The 19,654-nt window shown below is 64.2% G+C and carries 16 protein-coding genes; 6 read left to right on the plus strand and 10 right to left on the minus strand.

Annotated features, from left to right (window positions below; genetic code table 11):
- The first annotated feature begins 228 nt into the window (after nucleotides 1-228).
- Complete coding sequence (gene rocD, locus I6F24_RS02735) at nucleotides 229-1,443, plus strand: ornithine--oxo-acid transaminase (RefSeq protein WP_225149926.1); 1,215 nt, start codon at nucleotides 229-231, stop codon at nucleotides 1,441-1,443.
- A gap of 290 nt (nucleotides 1,444-1,733) precedes the next feature.
- Here the strand turns inward: rocD and I6F24_RS02740 are convergent, their stop codons facing one another.
- Nucleotides 1,734-1,907 carry a hypothetical protein gene (locus I6F24_RS02740; protein ID WP_158284420.1) on the minus strand — a complete coding sequence of 58 codons (174 nt, stop codon included), beginning with the start codon at nucleotides 1,905-1,907 and terminating at the stop codon, nucleotides 1,734-1,736.
- Nucleotides 1,908-2,074: 167 nt separating this feature from the next.
- Between I6F24_RS02740 and I6F24_RS02745 the strand changes: the two genes are divergently transcribed.
- The 3 genes from I6F24_RS02745 (at nucleotide 2,075) to I6F24_RS02755 (ending at nucleotide 7,502) form a co-directional block, all read left to right on the plus strand.
- Nucleotides 2,075-3,604: a Spy/CpxP family protein refolding chaperone gene (locus tag I6F24_RS02745; protein ID WP_225149928.1), complete on the plus strand. Its 1,530-nt coding sequence runs from the start codon at nucleotides 2,075-2,077 to the stop codon at nucleotides 3,602-3,604.
- A 102-nt stretch (nucleotides 3,605-3,706) separates the two neighbouring features.
- The gene (locus tag I6F24_RS02750; protein WP_225149929.1) at nucleotides 3,707-4,093 is read left to right on the plus strand and encodes a DUF4440 domain-containing protein; all 387 of its coding nucleotides are present in this window, start codon (nucleotides 3,707-3,709) and stop codon (nucleotides 4,091-4,093) included.
- 37 nt (nucleotides 4,094-4,130) lie between these two features.
- Nucleotides 4,131-7,502 carry an adenylate/guanylate cyclase domain-containing protein gene (locus I6F24_RS02755; RefSeq protein WP_225149930.1) on the plus strand — a complete coding sequence of 1,124 codons (3,372 nt, stop codon included), beginning with the start codon at nucleotides 4,131-4,133 and terminating at the stop codon, nucleotides 7,500-7,502.
- 557 nt (nucleotides 7,503-8,059) lie between these two features.
- Here the strand turns inward: I6F24_RS02755 and I6F24_RS02760 are convergent.
- From I6F24_RS02760 to I6F24_RS02800, 9 genes are all read right to left on the minus strand, one after another.
- Complete coding sequence (locus tag I6F24_RS02760) at nucleotides 8,060-8,923, minus strand: sugar phosphate isomerase/epimerase family protein (protein WP_036025822.1); 864 nt, start codon at nucleotides 8,921-8,923, stop codon at nucleotides 8,060-8,062.
- A complete protein-coding gene (locus I6F24_RS02765; protein ID WP_036025824.1) occupies nucleotides 8,923-10,113 on the minus strand; it encodes a dihydrodipicolinate synthase family protein in 1,191 nt (396 codons plus the stop codon). Before I6F24_RS02765 ends, I6F24_RS02760 begins: the two co-directional genes overlap by 1 nt.
- Nucleotides 10,114-10,233: 120 nt before the next feature.
- Nucleotides 10,234-11,385, minus strand: a complete 1,152-nt coding sequence (locus I6F24_RS02770; protein WP_036025827.1) for a Gfo/Idh/MocA family oxidoreductase — start codon at nucleotides 11,383-11,385, stop codon at nucleotides 10,234-10,236.
- A complete protein-coding gene (locus tag I6F24_RS02775; protein ID WP_036025830.1) occupies nucleotides 11,382-12,776 on the minus strand; it encodes a hypothetical protein in 1,395 nt (464 codons plus the stop codon). Before I6F24_RS02775 ends, I6F24_RS02770 begins: the two co-directional genes overlap by 4 nt.
- A 4-nt stretch (nucleotides 12,777-12,780) precedes the next feature.
- Nucleotides 12,781-13,611, minus strand: a complete 831-nt coding sequence (locus I6F24_RS02780) for an ABC transporter ATP-binding protein (RefSeq protein WP_162130845.1) — start codon at nucleotides 13,609-13,611, stop codon at nucleotides 12,781-12,783.
- A 14-nt stretch (nucleotides 13,612-13,625) separates the two neighbouring features.
- Entirely contained in the window at nucleotides 13,626-14,618 is a 993-nt protein-coding gene (locus I6F24_RS02785; protein WP_036025832.1) for an ABC transporter substrate-binding protein, read from the minus strand.
- A 57-nt stretch (nucleotides 14,619-14,675) separates the two neighbouring features.
- The gene (locus I6F24_RS02790) at nucleotides 14,676-15,485 is read right to left on the minus strand and encodes an ABC transporter permease (protein WP_225127396.1); all 810 of its coding nucleotides are present in this window, start codon (nucleotides 15,483-15,485) and stop codon (nucleotides 14,676-14,678) included.
- 321 nt (nucleotides 15,486-15,806) lie between these two features.
- Nucleotides 15,807-16,514 (minus strand): TetR/AcrR family transcriptional regulator, encoded by a 708-nt coding sequence (locus I6F24_RS02795; RefSeq protein ID WP_193375190.1) that lies wholly within the window; start codon nucleotides 16,512-16,514, stop codon nucleotides 15,807-15,809.
- Nucleotides 16,515-16,688: 174 nt separating this feature from the next.
- The gene (locus I6F24_RS02800; RefSeq protein ID WP_225149931.1) at nucleotides 16,689-17,537 is read right to left on the minus strand and encodes a VOC family protein; all 849 of its coding nucleotides are present in this window, start codon (nucleotides 17,535-17,537) and stop codon (nucleotides 16,689-16,691) included.
- A 212-nt stretch (nucleotides 17,538-17,749) separates the two neighbouring features.
- On the opposite strand from I6F24_RS02800, the gene I6F24_RS02805 reads away from it, so the two are divergent.
- Together I6F24_RS02805 and I6F24_RS02810 are read left to right on the plus strand one after the other, a co-directional pair.
- A complete protein-coding gene (locus I6F24_RS02805) occupies nucleotides 17,750-18,643 on the plus strand; it encodes a sugar kinase (RefSeq protein ID WP_057027031.1) in 894 nt (297 codons plus the stop codon).
- A 6-nt stretch (nucleotides 18,644-18,649) separates the two neighbouring features.
- Entirely contained in the window at nucleotides 18,650-19,558 is a 909-nt protein-coding gene (locus I6F24_RS02810) for a ribokinase (protein ID WP_225149932.1), read from the plus strand.
- Nucleotides 19,559-19,654 lie beyond the last annotated feature (96 nt).

The raw sequence follows: 19,654 nt of genomic DNA on the forward strand, positions 1-19,654 counted from the left end.
GCCGGCAACCAAACTGCGAAAACAACCCCATGCACAGTAGAGCCTGGGTCGCGGAACGGTGCCCTGTGGCCCGGCAGAACCACCTGACATTTCGGGACTATCAGGCCGCGCCGCGCCATCGGCGCATCAAGGCTTCCGAGCTGACAAACCGATACCCACATTCATTGGGCACGACCCGCCCGGTGCAGTCGATTGACGCCCCCGCGCGCAGCAATGGAGTGACGACAGATGAGCGCGTCGGTCATTGATTTCATCGCGACAGAAGCGCGCTTCGGGGCCCGTAATTACGAGCCGATTGGGGTCGTCCTGTCGCGTGGCGAAGGTGTCTGGGTCTGGGATACTGAAGGCAACCGGTACCTCGATTGTCTGTCCGCCTATTCGGCGGTCAGCCAGGGCCACTGCCACCCCAAGATCCTGGCGGCGATGGTCGAACAGGCGCACAGGCTGACGCTCACCTCGAGGGCCTTCCACAACGACCAGCTCGCCTTGTTCTACGAGGAGATCGCCGCGCTCACCGGTTCCCACAAGGTACTGCCGATGAACAGCGGCGCCGAGGCGGTCGAAAGCGCGATCAAGTCGGTCCGCAAATGGGGCTACGAGGTGAAAGGCGTGCCGGACGGCCAGGCCGAGATCATCGTCTGTGCCAACAATTTCCACGGACGCACGCTGGGCGTCGTCGGCTTTTCAACCGACCCCGAGACACGCGGACACTTCGGGCCGTTCGCGCCGGGCTTCAAGGTCATCCCGTTCGGCGACGCCCCGGCGCTTGCGGGAGCAATCACCCCAAATACGGTCGCCTTTCTGGTCGAGCCGATCCAGGGCGAAGCCGGTGTCGTCATTCCTCCGGCCGGCTATTTCACTGAGGTCCGGGAGCTCTGCACCGCCAACAACGTGATGCTGGTGCTCGACGAGATCCAGACCGGGCTCGGTCGCACCGGCAAGCTGCTCGCCGAACAGCACGAGGGAATTGAGGCGGACGTGACGCTGCTCGGCAAGGCCCTGTCCGGCGGCTTCTATCCGGTCTCGGCCGTGCTCTCGAACAACGACGTGCTCGGGACATTGCGACCCGGGCAGCACGGCTCCACCTTCGGCGGCAACCCGCTTGCCTGCGCCGTGGCCCGCGTGGCGATGCGCGTGCTGGTCGAGGAAGGCATGATCGAGAACGCGGCGAGGCAAGGCGCGCGCTTTCTGGAGGGCTTGAAGGACATTCGCGCCAATACGATCCGCGAGGTGCGCGGGCGCGGCCTGATGCTGGCGGTCGAGCTGCATCCCGAGGCCGGGCGCGCACGCCGCTATTGCGAGGCGCTCCAGGCCAAGGGCATCCTCGCCAAGGATACCCATGAGCATACCATCCGCATCGCCCCGCCGCTGGTGATCACAAGCGACCAGGTCGACTGGGCGCTGGAGCGGTTCGCCGCGATCCTGACGCAGGATTTCTCTTGAGACTGGCTGCGTCGGAAGATCGCAATGCCGGCTGTGACCAAGGACGAACGATTCCACAGTCTGTGCGTTGAAAATCGTGGGCGATTACGAGTTGGGAGCTAGGATCATGCTTCCGCGTGGCGTTTGCCTGACGGCTGTTTTGGTTGGCGTCTCGATGCTGACGACGAGCGCGCCAGCCCAGGGACCTCTCGGACACGGACGGGGTGGAGGACCACCAGGACCAGCCGCAGCGCCGCCATCAGCACCACCGGCCATGGCCCGCCCGGCAGCACCACCGGCAGCACCACCGGCTATGGCTCGTCCAGCCGCACCGCCAGCAGCACCGCCAGCCATGGCACGTCCGGCCGCTCCGCCAGCCATGGCGCGTCCGGCGGCTCCGCCAGCCATGGCGCGTCCCGCCGCGCCGCCAGCCATGCCGCAGCGACCGGCGATGGCGCCACGTCCGGCGCCCCACATCGCCTCACCGCCACCGCGTCCGACCCCACAAATCAGTGCCCCCCGAGCCGCCCCGCAGGTGGCAGCGCCCCGGCGCGAAATCCATCGCCCGCCGGCAGCGCCGCAACGTCCGGCCATGGCGCCGCGGCCGACGCCGCAGATCGCCGCCCCTTCGCGCCCAAGTGCACCCCCGGCCGTGAGCGAGCGTTCGGGACCGCCGCGTGAGATGCTTTCGCGCCAATCCGCGGAACGCCAAGACCGCATCGACCGCTTGCAGCAGCGCGTGCAGCAACTGCAATCGCAGAAACCGGAAGGCGCAAGGGCGCAGCAACAGCAGCAACGGCTGCTGCAGTCGCAGAGCCGTCTTCTTGAGCGCGAGCAACGCGTGCAACAGCGCTCGCAGCACGTCGAGCAGCGGCAGCGCGACATGCTGTCGCGCCAGACGACGGAGCGCCAGGCCCGCATCGAACGCCTGCAGCAGCGGGTGCAGCAATTGCAGTCGCAAAAGCCCGAAGGCGTGCAAGCGCAACGGGCGCAGCAGCGAATGCTCCAGGCGCAAAACCGCTTGCTTGGCCGAGAGCAGCGCGCGCAGCAAATTGACCTGGCGCGCCAGCAGCGGCTTGGGCTGCAGGCTCCGGCGGAGCGCGCTCCGGCACTTGCAGCCGCTGCGCAGGCCGCCGAGCGCGGACGGTTTGCGGAACGCTTCCGCGAGCAGTCCACTGCGCTGACCCAAGCGGCTCTCGTCACGCGCCAAAGCGGCTGGGCACCCCGGCAGGCCTGGCGTCACCGTCATCCCGCGGTGTTCGTGGCTTGGCTTGGGCCCGTGTTCTGGCCTTACGCCTATTCCGACATCTTCAACTACACATTCTGGTCCTATGGCTACGAGCCCGGATATTGGGCGTACGCCTATGACGACTTCGTCGACACCGTGTTCTGGGGCGGTGACGGCCCCTACTCCGCTTATGCCAGCACCAACTCGTCTGACTACCCTCAAGCCGGCGGCGGCTACCGCGCGCGCCAGCGTGCCAGCGTGAGCCCGCAGACGCTTCAGCAATTGTGTGCCACGCCGGACAAGGGCGTGACCGCCTGGCCGCTTGCCGATATCGCACAGGCGGTGCGGCCGACGCCGGAGCAACGCGCATTGCTGGACGAGCTGAAGACGGCGGCGGCCAACGCTGCCGGTGTGTTCAAGGATTCCTGCGCGGAGACTTATGCACTGACTCCCCCTGGCCGCTTGCGCGCGATGATGAACCGCATCAGCGCGACGCTTGAAGCCGTCAAGATCGTTCGACCGGCACTGGAGAATTTCTACAACTCGCTCAGTGACGAGCAGCAGGCCCGCTTCAACGCGCTTGGCCCCAATGTCGGCGAGCGCTCGCCGCAGCAGCAGGAGGCGAGTAGCGAGGGCTGTGGCGATCCGAAGTCCGGGCTGACGCAGTTGCCGATCCAGAGGATCGAGGCTGTGCTCCACCCAGCCGGCAAGCAGAAGGAGGCGCTCGACCGCCTCAGCGAAGCGACGGCGAAGGGCGTTGAGGGCCTACAGGCGGCCTGTCCGAACGATGCGCCGCTGACACCTGTCGGACGGCTGGAGACGATGCAGCATCGGCTCGAGGCCATGCTGACGGCCGCCAAGCTGGTCGAACCCGCCCTGGACGAGTTCTATGCCACGCTGAGCAGCGAGCAGAAGGCGCGCTTCAACAGACTGCAACAGGTCGCAGCCCAATGAAGGCGGCGTCGCGTTCCCTCGTTGCAGTTTGCAGCGGTCGAACGACGTCAGGTGACGTTATCGTTCTCCAACGAAAGCAAGCCCGCGTTTGAGGGAGGGATCATGACAGCCTTAGCTTCCTCCATAAGACACGACATTGCTGCGGCGTACGCCGCGTGGGATTCAGCATTCAACAAAGCAGATGCCAGGGCTATCGCGGCGACTTACGTGCCAGACGCCAAATTGTTGCCGCCGACGCATCAAGTGATATCCGGTCCGACAGAGATCGAGAGCTTCTTTGCTGGGCTGTTTTCAAGCGGATTCACCGATCACAGGTTGGTCGTCATCGACGCCGGCGGAGATGAGAAGATCGTCTACGGCACGGCCCATTGGAGCGCCAACGGTAAGACAGCGGATGGCGCCAGCCAACCTGCAGGCGGGATCGCAACCCACGTGTTTGAGCGACAGGAAGATGGTTCGCTGAAGCTGAAGTTGCATACGTTCAATTGAGCTGACCGTTGCCTGATGCGGCACGAGGAGGCTTGTCGTGGATATCGCGCAATGGCTTCGCGGTCTCGGGCTGGAGCGCTACATAAAGACCTTTTGTGACGCTGAAATCACGTCCGAAATTTTGCCAGAACTGACCGAAGCCGACCTGCGGGAGCTTGGCTTGCCACTCGGCCCGCGCAAGGCTGTGCTAAGAGCAATCCATGCACTCGCTCCACCGATCACCCCGGTGGCGGTCGAGGCCAATCGCCCTACCGGCTACGCGAAGCCATCGATCCATTCGGACGCGGAGCGTCGACAGCTCACGGTCATGTTCGTCGACCTGGTCGGCTCGACGGCACTTGCTTCAGGGCGGGATCCCGAGGAGTTGCGTGACCTCTTGCAGGCCTACCATAACACCGTGGTGGGCGAGATCGACCGATTCGAAGGCCACATAGCCAAATTCCTCGGCGATGGCGTTCTCGCTTATTTCGGCTGGCCGCGGGCGCACGAAGATGAGGCGGAGCGCGCCGTTCGCGCCGGGCTTCGAGTGACCAACGCGGTCGCATCGCTTACCGAACCGAGTGGTGCAGCGCTCGCCGCTCGCGTCGGCATCGCAACGGGTCTCGTCGTCGTCGGCGAGTTGATTGGCGAGGGAGAGGCTCGCGAGCGCGCAGTCATCGGCGAAACACCAAACCTAGCCGCCCGACTGCAAGATCTGGCCAACCCAAGTGATGTGGTGATTGCGGAATCGACCCGCCGCCTACTCGGCGAAGCTTTCACGTACCGCGACCTCGGCACGGTGCCTCTCAAAGGTTTCCCGGAACTGGTGCAGGCGTGGCTTGTCATTGGTGAAGGCGCGGCAGAGAGCAGGTTCGAGGCTCGGCATGGCTTGGCAACGACCGCACTGGTCGGACGGAATGAAGAACTTGCATTGCTCCTGGATCGCTGGGAGCGGGCGAAAGAGCGGGAAGGACAGATCGTCCTGCTCGGCGGCGAAGCCGGCATTGGCAAGTCGCGGCTCGTGCGAGCCTTACGCGACCAGGTCGCCCGTGTGCCGCACACGCCGCTGAGTCATTTCTGTTCACCATTTCATACCAACACCGCTCTATATCCCGTCGTTGGCCTCCTTGAACGGGCAGCGGCAATACGGCGGGAGGACGCTTCCGACGAACAGCTCGATAAACTCGAGGCCATGCTCGCGCTTGGTGCGGACGATGTGCATGAGAGCGCGCCGGTTCTCGCGGATCTCTTGGCAATCCCGACCGGGGAGAGATACCCGCCTCTCGCACTCAGTCCGCACCAGAAGAAGGAGCGAACCTTCCAGGCCCTTCTGGAACAGATACAAGGCTTAGCGGCAAGACAGCCAGTGCTTGCCGTCTACGAGGACGTCCATTGGGCGGACCCTACCATGCTCGAATTCCTCGATCGGCTCGTCGACGAGGTGCAGCGACTTCCAATTTTGATGATCGTTACCTTCCGGCCCGAGTTCATTCCGCGCTGGACGGGTCATGGACATGTGACAGCGCTCTTTCTAAGCCGGCTGGGACGTCGGCAAGGGGCGGCAGTCGTTGACCGGATCACGGGCGGCAAAACACTCCCTCAGGAGGTGCTTGAGCAGATTCTGGCCAAGACCGACGGCGTGCCGTTGTTCGTCGAGGAGCTCACCAAAGCCGTCGTCGAATCCGGGCTGCTCAAAGACCACGGCAGCCGTTATGAGCTGATCGGCCCATTACCGCCGCTGGCGATCCCGACGACGCTGCAGGACTCCTTGATGGCCCGGCTTGATCGATTGGCGCCGGTCAAGGAAGTTGCCCAGATTGCAGCTTGCATCGGACGCGAATTCGGACACGATCTTCTGCGCCTTGTAACGGCGCTCGACGAGCACGCGCTCCAGCATGCTCTCAATGACCTATTGGCCGCGGAACTGATATTCCGTCGTGGCGTACCTCCGAATGTTGGCTACAGCTTCAAACATGCGCTGGTGCAGGACATCGCGCACGAGAGTCTTCTAAAGAGCAAGCGGCAGCAGATCCATGCCCGCATAGCTGCAGCTCTCGAACAACATTACCCTGCCCGTGCGGAGGCGGAGCCGGAGACGATCGCTCTGCATCTCACCGAGGGTGGACTGGCAGGAAAGGCGGTGGATTATTGGCTGCGGGCCGGCCGCATTGCGGCTGGGCGTTCCGCAAATCTCGAAGCGATCACTCATCTCACAAGGGGGCTGGAGGCACTCAGGTCCAATCCACAAGGGCCGGAGCGCGATCGCCAGGAGCTCGCTCTGCAAACAGCAATCGGAGGTCCACTGATTGCCATTCACGGATACACGGCTCCGCAGCTTGGCACAGCCTTCAGCAGGGCTCATGCGCTCTGCTATGAACTCGACGACACGGGCGCCTTGTTTTCCACCCTTAGCGGCAAATTCATTTTCCACTTCGTGCGCGGCGACTTTGCTGCCATGCAGAGCCTCGTAGCCGAGGCCCAGCGCGCCGCCGAGCGCACCAGTGACACAGCGCTGGAACTAGCTGTGCATCGTCTGGCCGCGCTAACCGCCATGCATGCCGGTGAGTTTCTGACCGCACGCTCGGAGTTCGAAACGATCTTGAGTCGCTATCAGCCGGAGGCGCATCGGCCGCCACCTGTGCACTACGTACATGACCCAAAGGCCTCGGCGCTACCCTACTTGGCGATTGTGCTTTGGGTTTTGGGTTACCCCGAACAGGCTGAGCGGACTAGCCGTGCCGCATCCCAATACGCCATGGAGTTGAATCAGACGAACCTTACCGCGCATGTGCAGGTCTATGGCGGGGCGGCCACTGCGGAGCTAATGGGTGACGTGGCGGCCGTCAAAGCGCACGCCGAGTCCATCATCGATCTCGCCGATCAGAACAGCTTGAACTATTGGCGCGAGAGCGGCCTCATCCTGCGGGGCTGGGCCATGGCCCAAGAGGGCAACGTGGAGGGCGGCCTGGCGCTCATGCGCCTCAGTCTGAACGAGCGGAACAGGCTCGGAGCCAGTTGGTACCAGGTTCGGTACTTATGGATGCTCGCGGCCACCTACCTCCACTCAGGTGACCACGACAACGGCGTCGCTGCCCTTGCCGAAGCAAAGGTCCTTGCCGCGCGCAGCGACGAGCATATGTGGGAGGCAGAACTTGCATGCATCGATGGCGAGCTGCACCGGATTCGTGGTGCTCCAGCTGACGAGGTCGAGGGGTGTTTGCAAACTGCACTCAAGGTCGCCCAAAGCCAGAGCGCAAAGTCCTTTGAATTACGTGCCGCAATGAGTTTGGCTCGGCTTTGGCACGACCAGGGTAGGATAGCCGACGCGCGGTGCCTTCTTGGCTCGGTTTACGGTTGGTTTACGGAAGGCTTCGAAACGCCGGACCTTCGTTCCGCCAAGGCGCTCATGGAGGAGCTTTCCCGATCATGATCGCGCGCCTTTTCAAGCTTCAGACGTTGCCGCACAGCGAGCACACAGATGATACGGCAACCCTGTACTTGCGTTATTGGATCTGAACACGAGGCAATTCCGCTGTGGGTCACAAGCAGTGCTGCTCTGGACGATCAGCCCGACTTCCTTTTATGAGTACACGGCCTTTCTGTCCTCACGCGGCGGAAATCGTCTTCCGCTCAGCACTTCGCATCTGTGATCGCTTGAGGCTGCTCTACCTCATTCAAGCCAATGGCGTTGCATTGTTGGAAATGGGAAGATAGCTCGAGGTCAGCCAGATGATCCAGTATTCTGCCTCTGCGAGCAGCTTCCATTTGTTCATGCTGTTGTACGCGGCCTGTTGACGGCACAGTGAGCTCGTCGCACGCAAGCGTCGCACTTTCTCCACTGCGAACCTCCCTCCGCGCCTGCTTGGTCGCAAGCGCATTTGTGTCGGCAGAGCTTCGCAGATCGAATTGACGAGTGATAGTCCGGGATTCGACGGTAAAATCGATGATAGCGCAATCGTCTGACTTTTCACGAGACACTCGAGGCAACTACACCACCGTCCGATGTCGCTGGATGCAGGTCTTCAGCACCTCGTCCATCGGCTTGCCCCACCATTCGTTGGAGAAGATCTCGATCTCGGAATAGCCGGCAAAGCCCTGCGCTTCGACCGCTGCACGCACCGATTTGATGTCGATGACGCCGTCGCCCATCATGCCGCGGTCGTTGAGGATGTCCCTGGTCGGCACCAGCCAGTCGCAGACATGGAACGCCAGCAGGCGGTCCCGGCCGGCGCGTGCGATCTGGTCCATCAGCTCCGGGTCCCACCAGATGTGATAGACGTCGAGCGCGACGCCGAGCATGCCGGTGCGGCCGGGGTCGAGCCGGTCGCAGATGTCGAGCGCCTGTTTGGTCGTGTTCACGCAGGCGCGGTCGGCCGCATAGGCCGGATGCAGCGGCTCGATCGCCAGCGGCAGCTTTGCCTGTTTGGCGTAGTCGAGCATCTCGGCAAGCGCTTCCTCGACCTGTCCACGGGCCGCCGCGATGTCCTTCGAGGCCTCGCTTCCCGGCCGCGAATATTGCGGCAGGCCCCCGACGACGAGGACGATGCAGGGCGCGCCCAGCGCCTTGGCTTCGTCGACGCAGCGGCGGTTGTCGTCGCGCACCTCGCCCCGGCGCGAGGCGTCCGAGGTGAACATGCCGCCGCGGCAATAGCCTGAGAGATCAAGGCCAGCCTCGCGCACCGCGCGCGCGACGCGGTCGAGACCGACGTTCGCGACCTGGTCGCGCCAGGGATCGATGGCTCGGATGCCGTGCTTCGCGCAGGCCTCGATGATGGCGACGAGGTCACCCTGCTTGCGGACGGTCGCCGTGTTCAGCGACAGCCAGCGGTGGTCGGACGAAAAATCGCGCATCAGGATTCGATACCGTGGGTGGCGAGCACGGTTTTCATCCGTTGCGTCGCGAGTTCAGGGTTGGCGAGCAGGCCGGCCTTGTCAGCGAGACGGAACAGTTCGGCCAAATGCAGCGTGGACCGCGTGCTCTCCTGTCCGCCGACCATGGTGAAGTGATCCTGGTGTCCGTTGAGATAGGCCATGAACACGACGCCGGTCTTGTAGAACCGCGTCGGCGCCTTGAAGATGTGACGCGACAGCGGGACCGTCGGGCCAAGCACGTCGTGGAAGCCGGCCTCGTCGCCTGCCGCCAGCCGCGACAGCGCGTAGGACGCCGCCGGCGCGATGGCATCGAAGATGCCGAGCAACGCGTGTGAAAAACCTTCGCTATCGCCGGCGATCAGCTCCGCGTAGTTGAAATCGTCGCCGGTATACATCTTGATCCGCTTGTCCAGACGCCGGCGCATGTCGATCTCGCGCTGCTTGTCGAGCAGCGAGACCTTGACGCCGTCGACCTTGGCGGCATTGCCGTTGATGATGGCGACGGCAATGTCCATGGCCTTGTCGAGATCCCTCGTGCCCCAATAGCCCGCCAGCGCCGGATCGAACATGTCGCCGAGCCAGTGGATGATAACGGGCTCGCGGACTTGCGAGAGCACGCGGTCATAGACTTTGGCGTAATCGTCGGCATTGCGACCGAGTTTTGTCAGGGCCCGCGAGGCCATCAGGATGATGCGGCCGCCGACTTTCTCCACCGCCGAGATCTGCTCTTCATAGGCGCGGATCACGTCGTCGAGGCTCCCAGCGTCCTCGACCGCGAGATGATCGGTGCCTGCACCGGAGAACACCAGCGCATTGCGCCGCTTGGCGGCGGCGACCGAGCGCGTGATCAGCTCCAGCGAGGTCGGCCAGTCCAGCCCCATGCCGCGCTGCGCGGTGTCCATGGCTTCGGCAACGCCGAGGCCGAGGTCCCAGACGTGCTCGCGGAAGGCGATGGTCTTGTCCCAGTCGACGGCGGCCGACAGCCAGGGATCGTTGTCGGCAAAGGGATCGGCGACCGTGTGCACGGCCGAGAAGGCGATGCGGTTCAGCGGCCCCTCGAGCTTTGCGGGGAACGTGCGCGAGGCCGCGAGCCGATAGGTCTCGATCGAGCGATCGGCTTTGGGCAGCTTCAGCGACAGGGATGACATTGGTTGGACGGGCTTGTTCATTTTGGTCCTCTCTCCGTCATTGCGAGGAGCGAAGCGACGAAGCAATCCAGGGTCTTTCCGCGGAGGCAGTCTGGATTGCTTCGCTTCGCTCGCAATGACGAAATCATGAGCATCGGAATGTCACACTTTGATGGGCGCGACGTCGATCCAGCGGCGCTCCTTCCAGCTCTTCAGCGCGCATTCGGCGAGCTGAACGCCCTTGGCGCCTTCGAGCAGCGTGAACTTGTAGGGCGCATCCTCGTAGACGTGGCGGATGAACATTTCCCACTGCTCTTTGAAGCCGTTGTCGTAGGTGACGTTATCCGGGAGCTTCTGCCAGTCGCCGTAGAAGTCGTGCAGCCGCTTCTCGTCGGGATTCCACACCGGGCGCGGTGTCGCCTGCCGCGCCTGGATCATGCAATCGGTGAGGCCCGCGACCGCCGAGCCGAGCGTGCCGTCGACCTGGAAGGTGACGAGGTCGTCGCGATAGACCCGCGTCACCCAGGACATGTTGATGTGGGCGATGATGCCGCCTTCGAGCTGGAACGTGGCGTAGGCGGAATCGTCAGCAGTCGCCTTGTACTTCTTGCCCTGCTCGTCGAAACGCTCGGGGATGTCGGTGTTGCCGATGCAGCTCACGCTCTGGACGTTGCCGAAGAGGTTGTCGAGCACGTAGCGCCAGTGGCAGACCATGTCGAGGATGATGCCGCCGCCATCCTCGTCGCGATAGTTCCAGGAGGGCCGCTGCGCCTCCTGCCAGCCGCCTTCGAACACCCAATAGCCGAACTCGCCGCGCACCGAGAGGATGCGGCCGAAGAAGCCGGAATCGCGCAGGAAAGCGATCTTCTTCAGCCCCGGCAGAAACAGCTTATCCTGCACCGTGCCGTGCTTGACGCCCTTGGCATTGGCGAGCTTCACGACCTCGATCGCTTCCTCGAAATTCGTCGCAATCGGCTTCTCGCAATAGACGTGCTTGCCGGCGTTGATGGCCTGGGTCAGCAGGCCGGGACGGGCCTGCGTCGTCGCGGCGTCGAAGAACATGGTGTCGTTCTTGTCGGCGAGCGCGGCATCGAGATCGGTGGTCCAGCGCGTGATGTTGTAGCGTTTGGCCAGCGCCTCGACCTTGTCGGCGCTGCGGCCGACCAGGATCGGGTCGGGCATGACACGGTCACCGTTCTTCAGGCGCACGCCGCCCTGGTCGCGGATCGCGACGATCGAGCGGATCAGATGCTGGTTGAGCCCCATCCGGCCGGTGACGCCGTTCATGATGAGGCCGAGGCGTTGGGTGGTCATGCCAATTGCTCCTGAGATCTTGGCTGGGCGAGCGGGCGCAATGCCGACCAGTCCGGATGGACCGACGAGGCGAAGCCCACGCAATGAAGCGATCCCGTCAGGAGATCGCCGTCGTGAATGGAGAGGCGGATACCCCGCCCGGCATCGGCATAGAGATCGGGATGCGCGGCGGCGAAGGCCTGAGCTTCTGCTATGGGCGTTTCACCAAAGCCATCGACGTAGTGGTGGCCGTTGCGCTCGGCGTGGGTGACGCCGATGAAGGCACCGAGCGCAAGATCCTGCTGCACGGCAAGGCCGGCCTGGCAGGTGAGGTCCTCACCAGTGATGAAGAAGGCTTCGCCTTGCGCGCTCCATTTCGCCGCACGCGTGGCGTTGATGATGGACTTGTAAAGTCCCTTGCAAGATTTCGAGGAGATGCCGCGATAGCCGAGCGCCCGTGCTGCCGGGAACGCGTCGTAGGAATCGTCGGCTTCGTCGATGATGAAGCCGCGCGCGGCGAGCGAGCCGAGCGGCGATTGCCGCGTGATGTCGCGCGGCATCGGCTGTTCGACATAGAGCAGGCGCGTTGAGATCGGGCGCAGCGTGGCGTCATGATCGAGCCGGTCCATCAGGGCCTGTAACGCGGCGAGATCCGCGTATTGCTCGTTGGCATCGAGCGTCACCTTGTAGTCGCGCCCGAGCGCGTCGAGCTCCTTGCCGATCCGGGTGAGCCGCGCCGCATCGGCAGCCGGATCGCCGGACAGCTTGAGCTTGAAGTAGCGTGCTCCGGTATTCTCGCGTGGATCGGCAACGCCGCCCTCGCCTTCCACGACATCATCAAGGCCGACGGTATGCCTGATCGCAACACGCTCGAGCGGCACCCGGCCGGCGAGGAACGTCCTGATGTCTTTCTCGCTCACGTCAGGAGAAAGCCGCGCATCGATGCCGGCGATGTTGCCGGCTATTCCGTCGAAGAAGCTGGTCTCGACGGCGCGGAGCAGCGCATCGAGAATGGCCTTGTCGATCTCCGCGGGGCCGTAGGCAGCAGCCAGCGCCGGAATATTCTTCTTCGCGCAGGTCGTGATCTGGGCACCGATGCAGGAGGCATGCAGATCGAACGCCGTCTGGAAGCCGGTCCGTGCCAGATAGAGTCCGCGCGCGATCTCCAGCGAGCGACGCAACTCGTCCACCGTCTGCGCTGGCGACAGCTCCGGCCGCTTGTCGAACCACTTTGGCACCAGCAGCTCGGCGCTGGCACCGACGGCGGTGCCCCGGCCCTCGACCTCGATCTCGGCCCGCACGAACAGCTGCGGCGTCGCGTTGATCGTGATCGCACCGAAGCGGAACGGCCGCGCGAACTGCACGGGACGTTCGAAGAAGGCGATGTCTCGCAGCTTCAGGCGGGGGGACATGGTTTCAGTCCAACGCCCCTTGCGAGAAGAAATGCGTGCGGATGCGCTGCACCAGCTCCGTAAACACCGGGTCGGCCATCGCGTCGAGCGAGCGCGGGCGCGGCAGCGGCACGTCGTAGATCGCGGCGATCGCGCCGGGGCGCTCGGTCATGACCAGCACGCGGTCGGCGAGGAACACGGCCTCCGGAATCGAATGCGTGATCAGGAGCACGGTCTTCTTCGTCTCGCGCTGGATCCGCATCAATTCGACATTCATGCGCTCGCGTGTCAGCGCGTCGAGCGCGCCGAACGGCTCGTCCATCAGCATGATCTTCGGATCGTGCACCAGCGCGCGGCAGATCGAGGCGCGCTGCTGCATGCCGCCGGAGAGCTGCCAGGGCAGCTTCTTCTCGAAGCCTTCGAGGCCGACCAGCTTCAGCAGCGACTTGGCGCGGTCGAGATATTCCTGGCGCGGCAGGCGCTTCATGTCTATCGGCAGCATCACGTTGGAGAGGATGTTGCGCCAGGGCAAGAGCAGCGCGTTCTGGAACACGATGCCGACATTGCCGTGCGGCGTCGTCACCTTCTGGCCCTCGACCAGGATCTCGCCCGTGGTCGGCGCCAGCAGGCCCGAGATCAATTTGAGCAACGTGGACTTGCCGCAGCCGGAAGGGCCGACCACGACGAAGAACTCGCCGTCATTGATGTGGAAGTCGAGCGGCCGCAGCGACGGCACATCGCCGTCGCGCGTCCGGTAGGTCTTCGACACGCCCGACAGCTTGATGCCCGACGCATCGCCGGCAGCCCGGTCGCTCACCAGTCTCAGATGAGCGGCCGACTGCGCGGTTTCACTCATGACAGTCGCAGGTTTCACGAGCCGCTCTTCGGCAGGTAATCGCTGGTGTAGAAAGCCTTCGGGTTCTCCTTGGCCTTGGCGTCGAGGCCGCCATATTCGACCAGCAGGTTGACGGTCTCGGTCATGTTCTGGTCGGTGACCTGGAACGGCCGCTTGCCCTTGGTCTCCGCGGTCCGGTAGAGCGGGATGGTCAGCTCAAAACCCTGCGTCAGCGTGTCGATCTTGCCGCCCTTGGGGTTGGCATCGAGGATCGATTGCGCCGCCGCCTTCGGCTCCTTCTCGGCAGCTTCGACCGCCTTGGTCGTCGCCGACATGAAGCGGCGGACGAGGTCCGCATTGGCCTTCACGTAGTCGGTGTTGGCGATGACGCCCGAGGAGACCATGTTGATGCCGTAGTCGGCGAACTTGATCGGATAGACATCCTTGCCGGTCGCGTCCTTGATCTTCATCGACTGATCCATGACGTAGCCGAGCAGGAGATCCGCCTGGCCGTTGATGACGGCGTTGAGCTTGGTCTGGCCGTCGCCGGCGACGGTCTTGAAGTCGCTCTCCTTCAGGCCGGTCTTCTTCAGGAACAGCGGCCAGATCTGCGTCATGGAATCGGCCGGCGTGATCGCCACCGTCTTGCCCTTGATGTCTTCAGGCTTCCTGATGTTCTTGTCGGCGAAGCCCATGGCGGACATCGGGCTCGTTTGCAGCAGCACGCCGGTTGCGACCACGGGCGCGCCCTTGATCGCGGCGCGCATCATGGTGGGGACGTCGACATAGCCGAAGTCCGCGGTCTTGGCGGCAACCGCCTGCGTGGTCGCAGCCGAGCCGCGGCCTTCCTGGATCTCGAGCTCGATGCCTTCGGCGGCGTAGATGCCCTTGGCCTTGCCGTAATAGAACGGCGCGTGCTCGCCATAGACGTACCAGTTCAGCATCAGCACGACCTTGTCGGCTGCCTGCGCCGGCATGGCTGCGAACGCCATCAGTGCTACGGATGCAGCTCCAATCAACCGCTTCATCGTTTCTCTCCCTTGCCGTTGGTTGCGTCGGCCGTTGGTGGCCGCTCGTTGCTTTAGTCAGGATGCAAAGATCATGTCCTCGCGCTGGCTGACATGCCAGGGAATGACCAGCTTCTCGACCCGGTCGACGATCCAGAACAGGACCACGCCGAGCAGCGCCAGGATCACCAGCGCCGCGAACATCGTCGGCAGGTCGAAAGTGCCGATCGAGCGCTGCATCACGTAGCCGATGCCGGAATTGGAGCCGACGAACTCGCCGACCACCGCGCCGACCACGGCCAGCGTCACCGACACTTTGAGACCGGAGAAGATCGCCGGCAGCGCATGCGGCAGGTTCACCGCGCGGAACACCTGCAGGCGGCTGCCCTGCATGGCACGGGCGAGATCGACCATATCGGGATCGACCGATTTGAAGCCTTGCACCGCGGAGACCACGACCGGGAAGAAGCCGAGCAGGAACGCCGAGATCACCTTGGGAATGATGCCGAAGCCGAACCACACCACAAACAGCGGGGCGATCGCGATCTTCGGCACCGATTGCGAGAACACCAGCAGTGGATAGACGTAGCTCTCCACCGTCTTCGAGCCCGCGATCAACATCGCGACGGGAATGCCGAACAGCGCCGACAGCAGGAAGCCGCAGACGGTCGCATAGGTGGTCGGCCAGGACTGGCGCAGCAGCTCCGGCCATTCGGTGCGCAGCACGGCGACGACGTCGAGCGGCGCCGGTATCTGGTAGGCCGGGATTCTGAACAGCCGGATCGCGAGATCCCAGGCGACGACGATGAAGACCAGGAACAAGAACGGCCGAACCCAGGCTGCATTCAGCAGCTTGGAAACAGCGTTTTGCGGCTTCGGCTCGGCCAATTTTCACTCCCGGCAGTCTTCTTCGTTATGGGGAGAAATTAACCCGTTGGATAAATACTGTCCAGAGCTTTCCCTGTGACGTTTTGTGCTCGGGGTTCCGGGAGCTTTTGGGGACGGGACTATCGCCTTCCGTGTCCCGGACGCGCTGCAATGTAAGCGTTGCTGCGCTGCGTCGGGGCACGGGGGCGGAGTGAGGTGCACGCGCCTCCACGTGGTCATTGCGAGCGCAGCGAAGCAATCCAGAATATTTCCGCGGAGACAGTCTGGATTGCTTCGCTGCGCTCGCAATGACGGAGCAAGGCGCCCCATCATGGCTACGGGCTACACCGCCTGCACGACCGCGGCGCGCGACTTCGGCGTCTTCGCGATCTCGAACAGCGCCGCGGATTGCCCCGTCAGCGCGGCCAGCACCAGGCCCACCATATGCGCCAACCGCTCCTCCTTGGCCTTCTTGTCCAGGAGATCGCGGCCGAAGATCACGCTCAGCGTTGCCGAATTGGAGAGATAGAAGAAGCTGAGCGCTGCGATCGAGATGTAGAGCTGCACGGGGTCGACCGCGACCTGGAAGTCGCCGCTGTCGACGCCGCGGCGCACCACGGTGCGGATCATCTCGACGAAGGGCGAGTGCATCGACTTGACCTTGGTCGATTTCTTCAGGTGCTTGGCGCGCGCGAGGTTCTCGGTCTGCAGCAGCGACAAGAATTCGGGATTGCGCAGGAAGTAGTTCCAGGTGAACTCGATCAGGCGGCGGATCGCCTCGGGGGGATCGAGATGTTCGAGGTCGAGCCCCCGCTCCTCGCTGCGGATCTTGTCATAGGCGCCTTCGAGCACGGCGAGATAGAGCTCGTCCTTGTTGCCGACGTGATAGTACAGCATGCGCTTGTTGGCGCCGGCCTTGGCCGCGATGCGGTCGACGCGCGCGCCGGCAAGGCCATGGGCGGAAAACTCCTGCTTCGCGGCTTCGAGAATGCGCAGCCGCATCCCCTCGGGGTCGCGCTGCCATTTCAAAGTTCGCTTTGCCTTCGCCAAACCGGGTGCTCGCTGGGTGCCGACAAGACGCGTGTAGCACGCGAGCGTGAGTTTGAGAATGTTCGTCATTCCGGGGCGCGCCTCTTGACGCGAGCCCGGAATCCATTGGGCGGCAGAGTCAGCCGCGAAATGGATTCCGGGTTCGATGCTACGCATCGCCCCGGAATGACAGAATCACTCCACCGGCCTCGGCGAACGCTCCAGCAGCACGGTCTGGATTCCGCAGGTGCCGTTGCGCACGGTCATGATGCGCGTCCCCGGCTTGCGGCCGGTGCGGACCTCCGAGACGTCGAGTCCGCTCGCGATCAGGCGGGCGCGGGTGGCGTCGATGTCGCCGACCCGCCAGCTCAGGCCCCAGAGCCGGTCATGCGCGACATCGCCGCCCGCGACCGGGCGGCGCACCACCTCGACGATGAGGTCGCCGCAGCGGAAGAACATCAGCTGGCCCCAGTCCTGGTGCGAGCGGTCGAGCGCGAGATCAAGGCCGAGCCGGGCGCCGTAGAGCGCGGCGGCGCGCTCGGAATCCTCCGTGGTGACGACGACGTGGTCGAGCCCCTCGATCGGCGCGATGTCGGTCGCGGCCGACTTCGGACGCTCGTCGGCCAGCTCCAGGAAGAACATGCGCACGCCGCGCGTCAGCTCCGTCGCGGCCCGCGTGCGCTTCCAGTGCAGCACGGCACCCGTGACGGCGTCGCTGCTTTCGACCTCGGCGACCGGATCGGGCCTCAGGGCCACCCGCTCCAGCCGGCGGTGCATCTTGCCGATGTCGGCGACACGAAAGCACAGGCTGGCGAGGATGCCTTCCTGGTTGCCGAGCAGTGCGCGCATACGGTCGGCGGTGACGCTGAAGCCGTGAGGGGCCATCAGCTCGATGGTCATGTTGTCGAGGGTGAACAGCACCCGGTCGGCGCCCTCGCCCGAGTTCTGCCAGGCTGGCGCGCGGGCGAGCAGCGTCTGATAGGCCACCTTGGCCGCACCGATATCGCCTACGAGAACGACGATGTGATCGAGGCCGATGATCATTCTGCACCCTTTTTGTGGACGGGGAACCCCGGGAGCGAAAGACGGCGTTTGTCCGGGCTTGGCATGGGCCAGTGATGGTCGTATTCCCGGACCATGCTGACCTCAAGCGCTTCGGGCGGCAGATTTGCGAATAATTTCAGCGTCCCCCCGGAGCGGAACCGGTGCTAGAGTAATCTCGCCGGCCGGGACCACAAGCGCATCACGGACAAGCAATGCAGGCTCTCTTCATCGGACAGACCTATATCGACGTCGTCTTCATCACCGACCACATGCCGACCGGCGACGAGAAACACGTGGCGCGTGACTACGCGGTCTCCTTCGGCGGCAATGCGGTGACGGCCGCGTTCTGCTGCGCCAAGCTCGGCATCGTGCCGGACCTGATCGCGACCGCAGCCAATGACTGGCTGGGGCGCATGTTCCAGGACATGTGCGCGAAGTACGGCATCTCGCTGCATGGGCGCAAGGTCAACCAGTCCTCGCTCTCCTTCATCATGCCCAAGGACGGCAAGCGCGCCATCGTCCGCTGCCGCGACGACGAGCACATCCACCCCTTTCCGATGCTCAATCTCGGCGGCTGCCGCGCGCTGCATGTCGACGGCCACCAGCCGGATGCCGCCATCCACTACGCCAAGGTGTGCCGCGAGGCCGGCATCCTGACCTCGCTCGACGGCGGCGGCCTGCGCACCAACACCCATGAGCTGCTCGAATTCATCGACGTCGCCATCGTCGCCGAGCGCCTGTGCGAGCAGATGGATCTGACGCCGGAGAAGATGCTCGACTATCTCAAGAGCCGCGGCTGCAAGATCGGCGGCGTCACCATGGGCGAGAAGGGCCTGTTCTGGTACGACGAAACAGGCACGGTGCAGGTGATGCCGGCGATGCCGATCCCGCGCGAGCGCGTGATCGACACCAACGGCGCTGGCGACGTCTTCCACGGCGCCTATGTCTATTCCTACCTCGCCCATCCCGGCAAAAGCTGGCGCGAGCATTTCGACTTTGCCCGCGCCGCCTCGACCTACAAGATCCAGCGCCTCGGCAACGAGGCCGGCTTGCCGACGCTGGTCGATATCGCCAAGGTCAGGCACGAGTTCGAGGTCAGGGTCTAGAAAGAGATGGGGCGGGTCTTCGTTGCCGGCAGCATCAACATGGATGTGGTGGCCACGGCCGATCGCCATCCGCGCGTCGGCGAGACCGTCGCCGGCCGCCAGGTCCTGTATTTCCCAGGCGGCAAGGGCGCGAACCAGGCGGTCGCGGCCTCGCGGTTAGGGGCGCGGACCACGCTGATCGGGCGGCTGGGCAGGGATTCGTTGGGCGCTGAGCTGAAGGCCTTTCTCGGCGACCAGGGCATCGACCTCGGCTATGTCGTGGAGACGGCCGAGGCGCACACCGGGACGGCCATCATCACGGTGGCCGAGGCCGACAACACCATCGTCGTCGTTCCCGGAGCGAACGGGCTGGTCGGCGCTGATGACGTCAAGGTCGTGCCGCTGCTGAAGGGCGACGTCGCCGTCAGCCAGTTCGAGATTCCGCTGCCGACGATCGCTGCCTTCTTCCACCGCGCCCGCGCGGCGGGGGCAGTGACCGTGCTGAACCCGGCGCCGGCGCAGAAGATGCCGGGCGAGCTGCTGGCGCTGGTCGACATCCTCGTGCTGAACGAAACCGAGCTCGGCTTCCTCGCCGGCGTTGAGCTCTCCGAGAGCGACGCGGCCGACCGCATCATCGATGTCGCGCGAAAACTTCAGGCGCGCGAGGACCAGACCATCTGCGTCACGCTCGGCAAGCGCGGCGTGCTCGCGCTCGCCGGGCACGAGGAGATCTCGGTGGCCGGCCGTGTGGTGAAGGCACTCGACACCACCGGCGCCGGCGACTGCTTCGTCGGCGCGCTCGCCGCGCAACTCGCTGATGGCGCGCCCTTGCGTGAGGCGCTGACGTTCGCCAATGCCGCCGCCTCGATCAGCGTGCAGCGCATGAGCGCCGGACCGTCGATGCCGACGGGGGCGGAAGTGGCGGCGATACTGTAGAGGCCTCTTCGCCTCTCCCCGCTTGCGGGGAGAGGTCGGAATTTGCGAGAGCAAATTCCGGGTGAGGGGGACTCTCCGCGAGTCCGACTGCCATCC

The organism is Bradyrhizobium sp. BRP23 (genome assembly GCF_020194135.1).
Taxonomy (GTDB): Bacteria; Pseudomonadota; Alphaproteobacteria; order Rhizobiales; family Xanthobacteraceae; genus Bradyrhizobium; species Bradyrhizobium yuanmingense.

Coding starts and splice junctions, on each gene's coding strand:
- I6F24_RS02785 (WP_036025832.1), bottom strand. CDS start 14,618: ATGAAGCGGTTGATTGGAGCTGCATCCGTAGCACTGATGGCGTTCGCA.
- I6F24_RS02765 (WP_036025824.1), bottom strand. CDS start 10,113: ATGAACAAGCCCGTCCAACCAATGTCATCCCTGTCGCTGAAGCTGCCC.
- I6F24_RS02810 (WP_225149932.1), top strand. CDS start 18,650: ATGGGGCGGGTCTTCGTTGCCGGCAGCATCAACATGGATGTGGTGGCC.
- I6F24_RS02805 (WP_057027031.1), top strand. CDS start 17,750: ATGCAGGCTCTCTTCATCGGACAGACCTATATCGACGTCGTCTTCATC.
- I6F24_RS02775 (WP_036025830.1), bottom strand. CDS start 12,776: ATGTCCCCCCGCCTGAAGCTGCGAGACATCGCCTTCTTCGAACGTCCC.
- I6F24_RS02750 (WP_225149929.1), top strand. CDS start 3,707: ATGACAGCCTTAGCTTCCTCCATAAGACACGACATTGCTGCGGCGTAC.
- I6F24_RS02800 (WP_225149931.1), bottom strand. CDS start 17,537: ATGATCATCGGCCTCGATCACATCGTCGTTCTCGTAGGCGATATCGGT.
- I6F24_RS02780 (WP_162130845.1), bottom strand. CDS start 13,611: ATGAGTGAAACCGCGCAGTCGGCCGCTCATCTGAGACTGGTGAGCGAC.
- I6F24_RS02770 (WP_036025827.1), bottom strand. CDS start 11,385: ATGACCACCCAACGCCTCGGCCTCATCATGAACGGCGTCACCGGCCGG.
- rocD (WP_225149926.1), top strand. CDS start 229: ATGAGCGCGTCGGTCATTGATTTCATCGCGACAGAAGCGCGCTTCGGG.
- I6F24_RS02760 (WP_036025822.1), bottom strand. CDS start 8,923: ATGCGCGATTTTTCGTCCGACCACCGCTGGCTGTCGCTGAACACGGCG.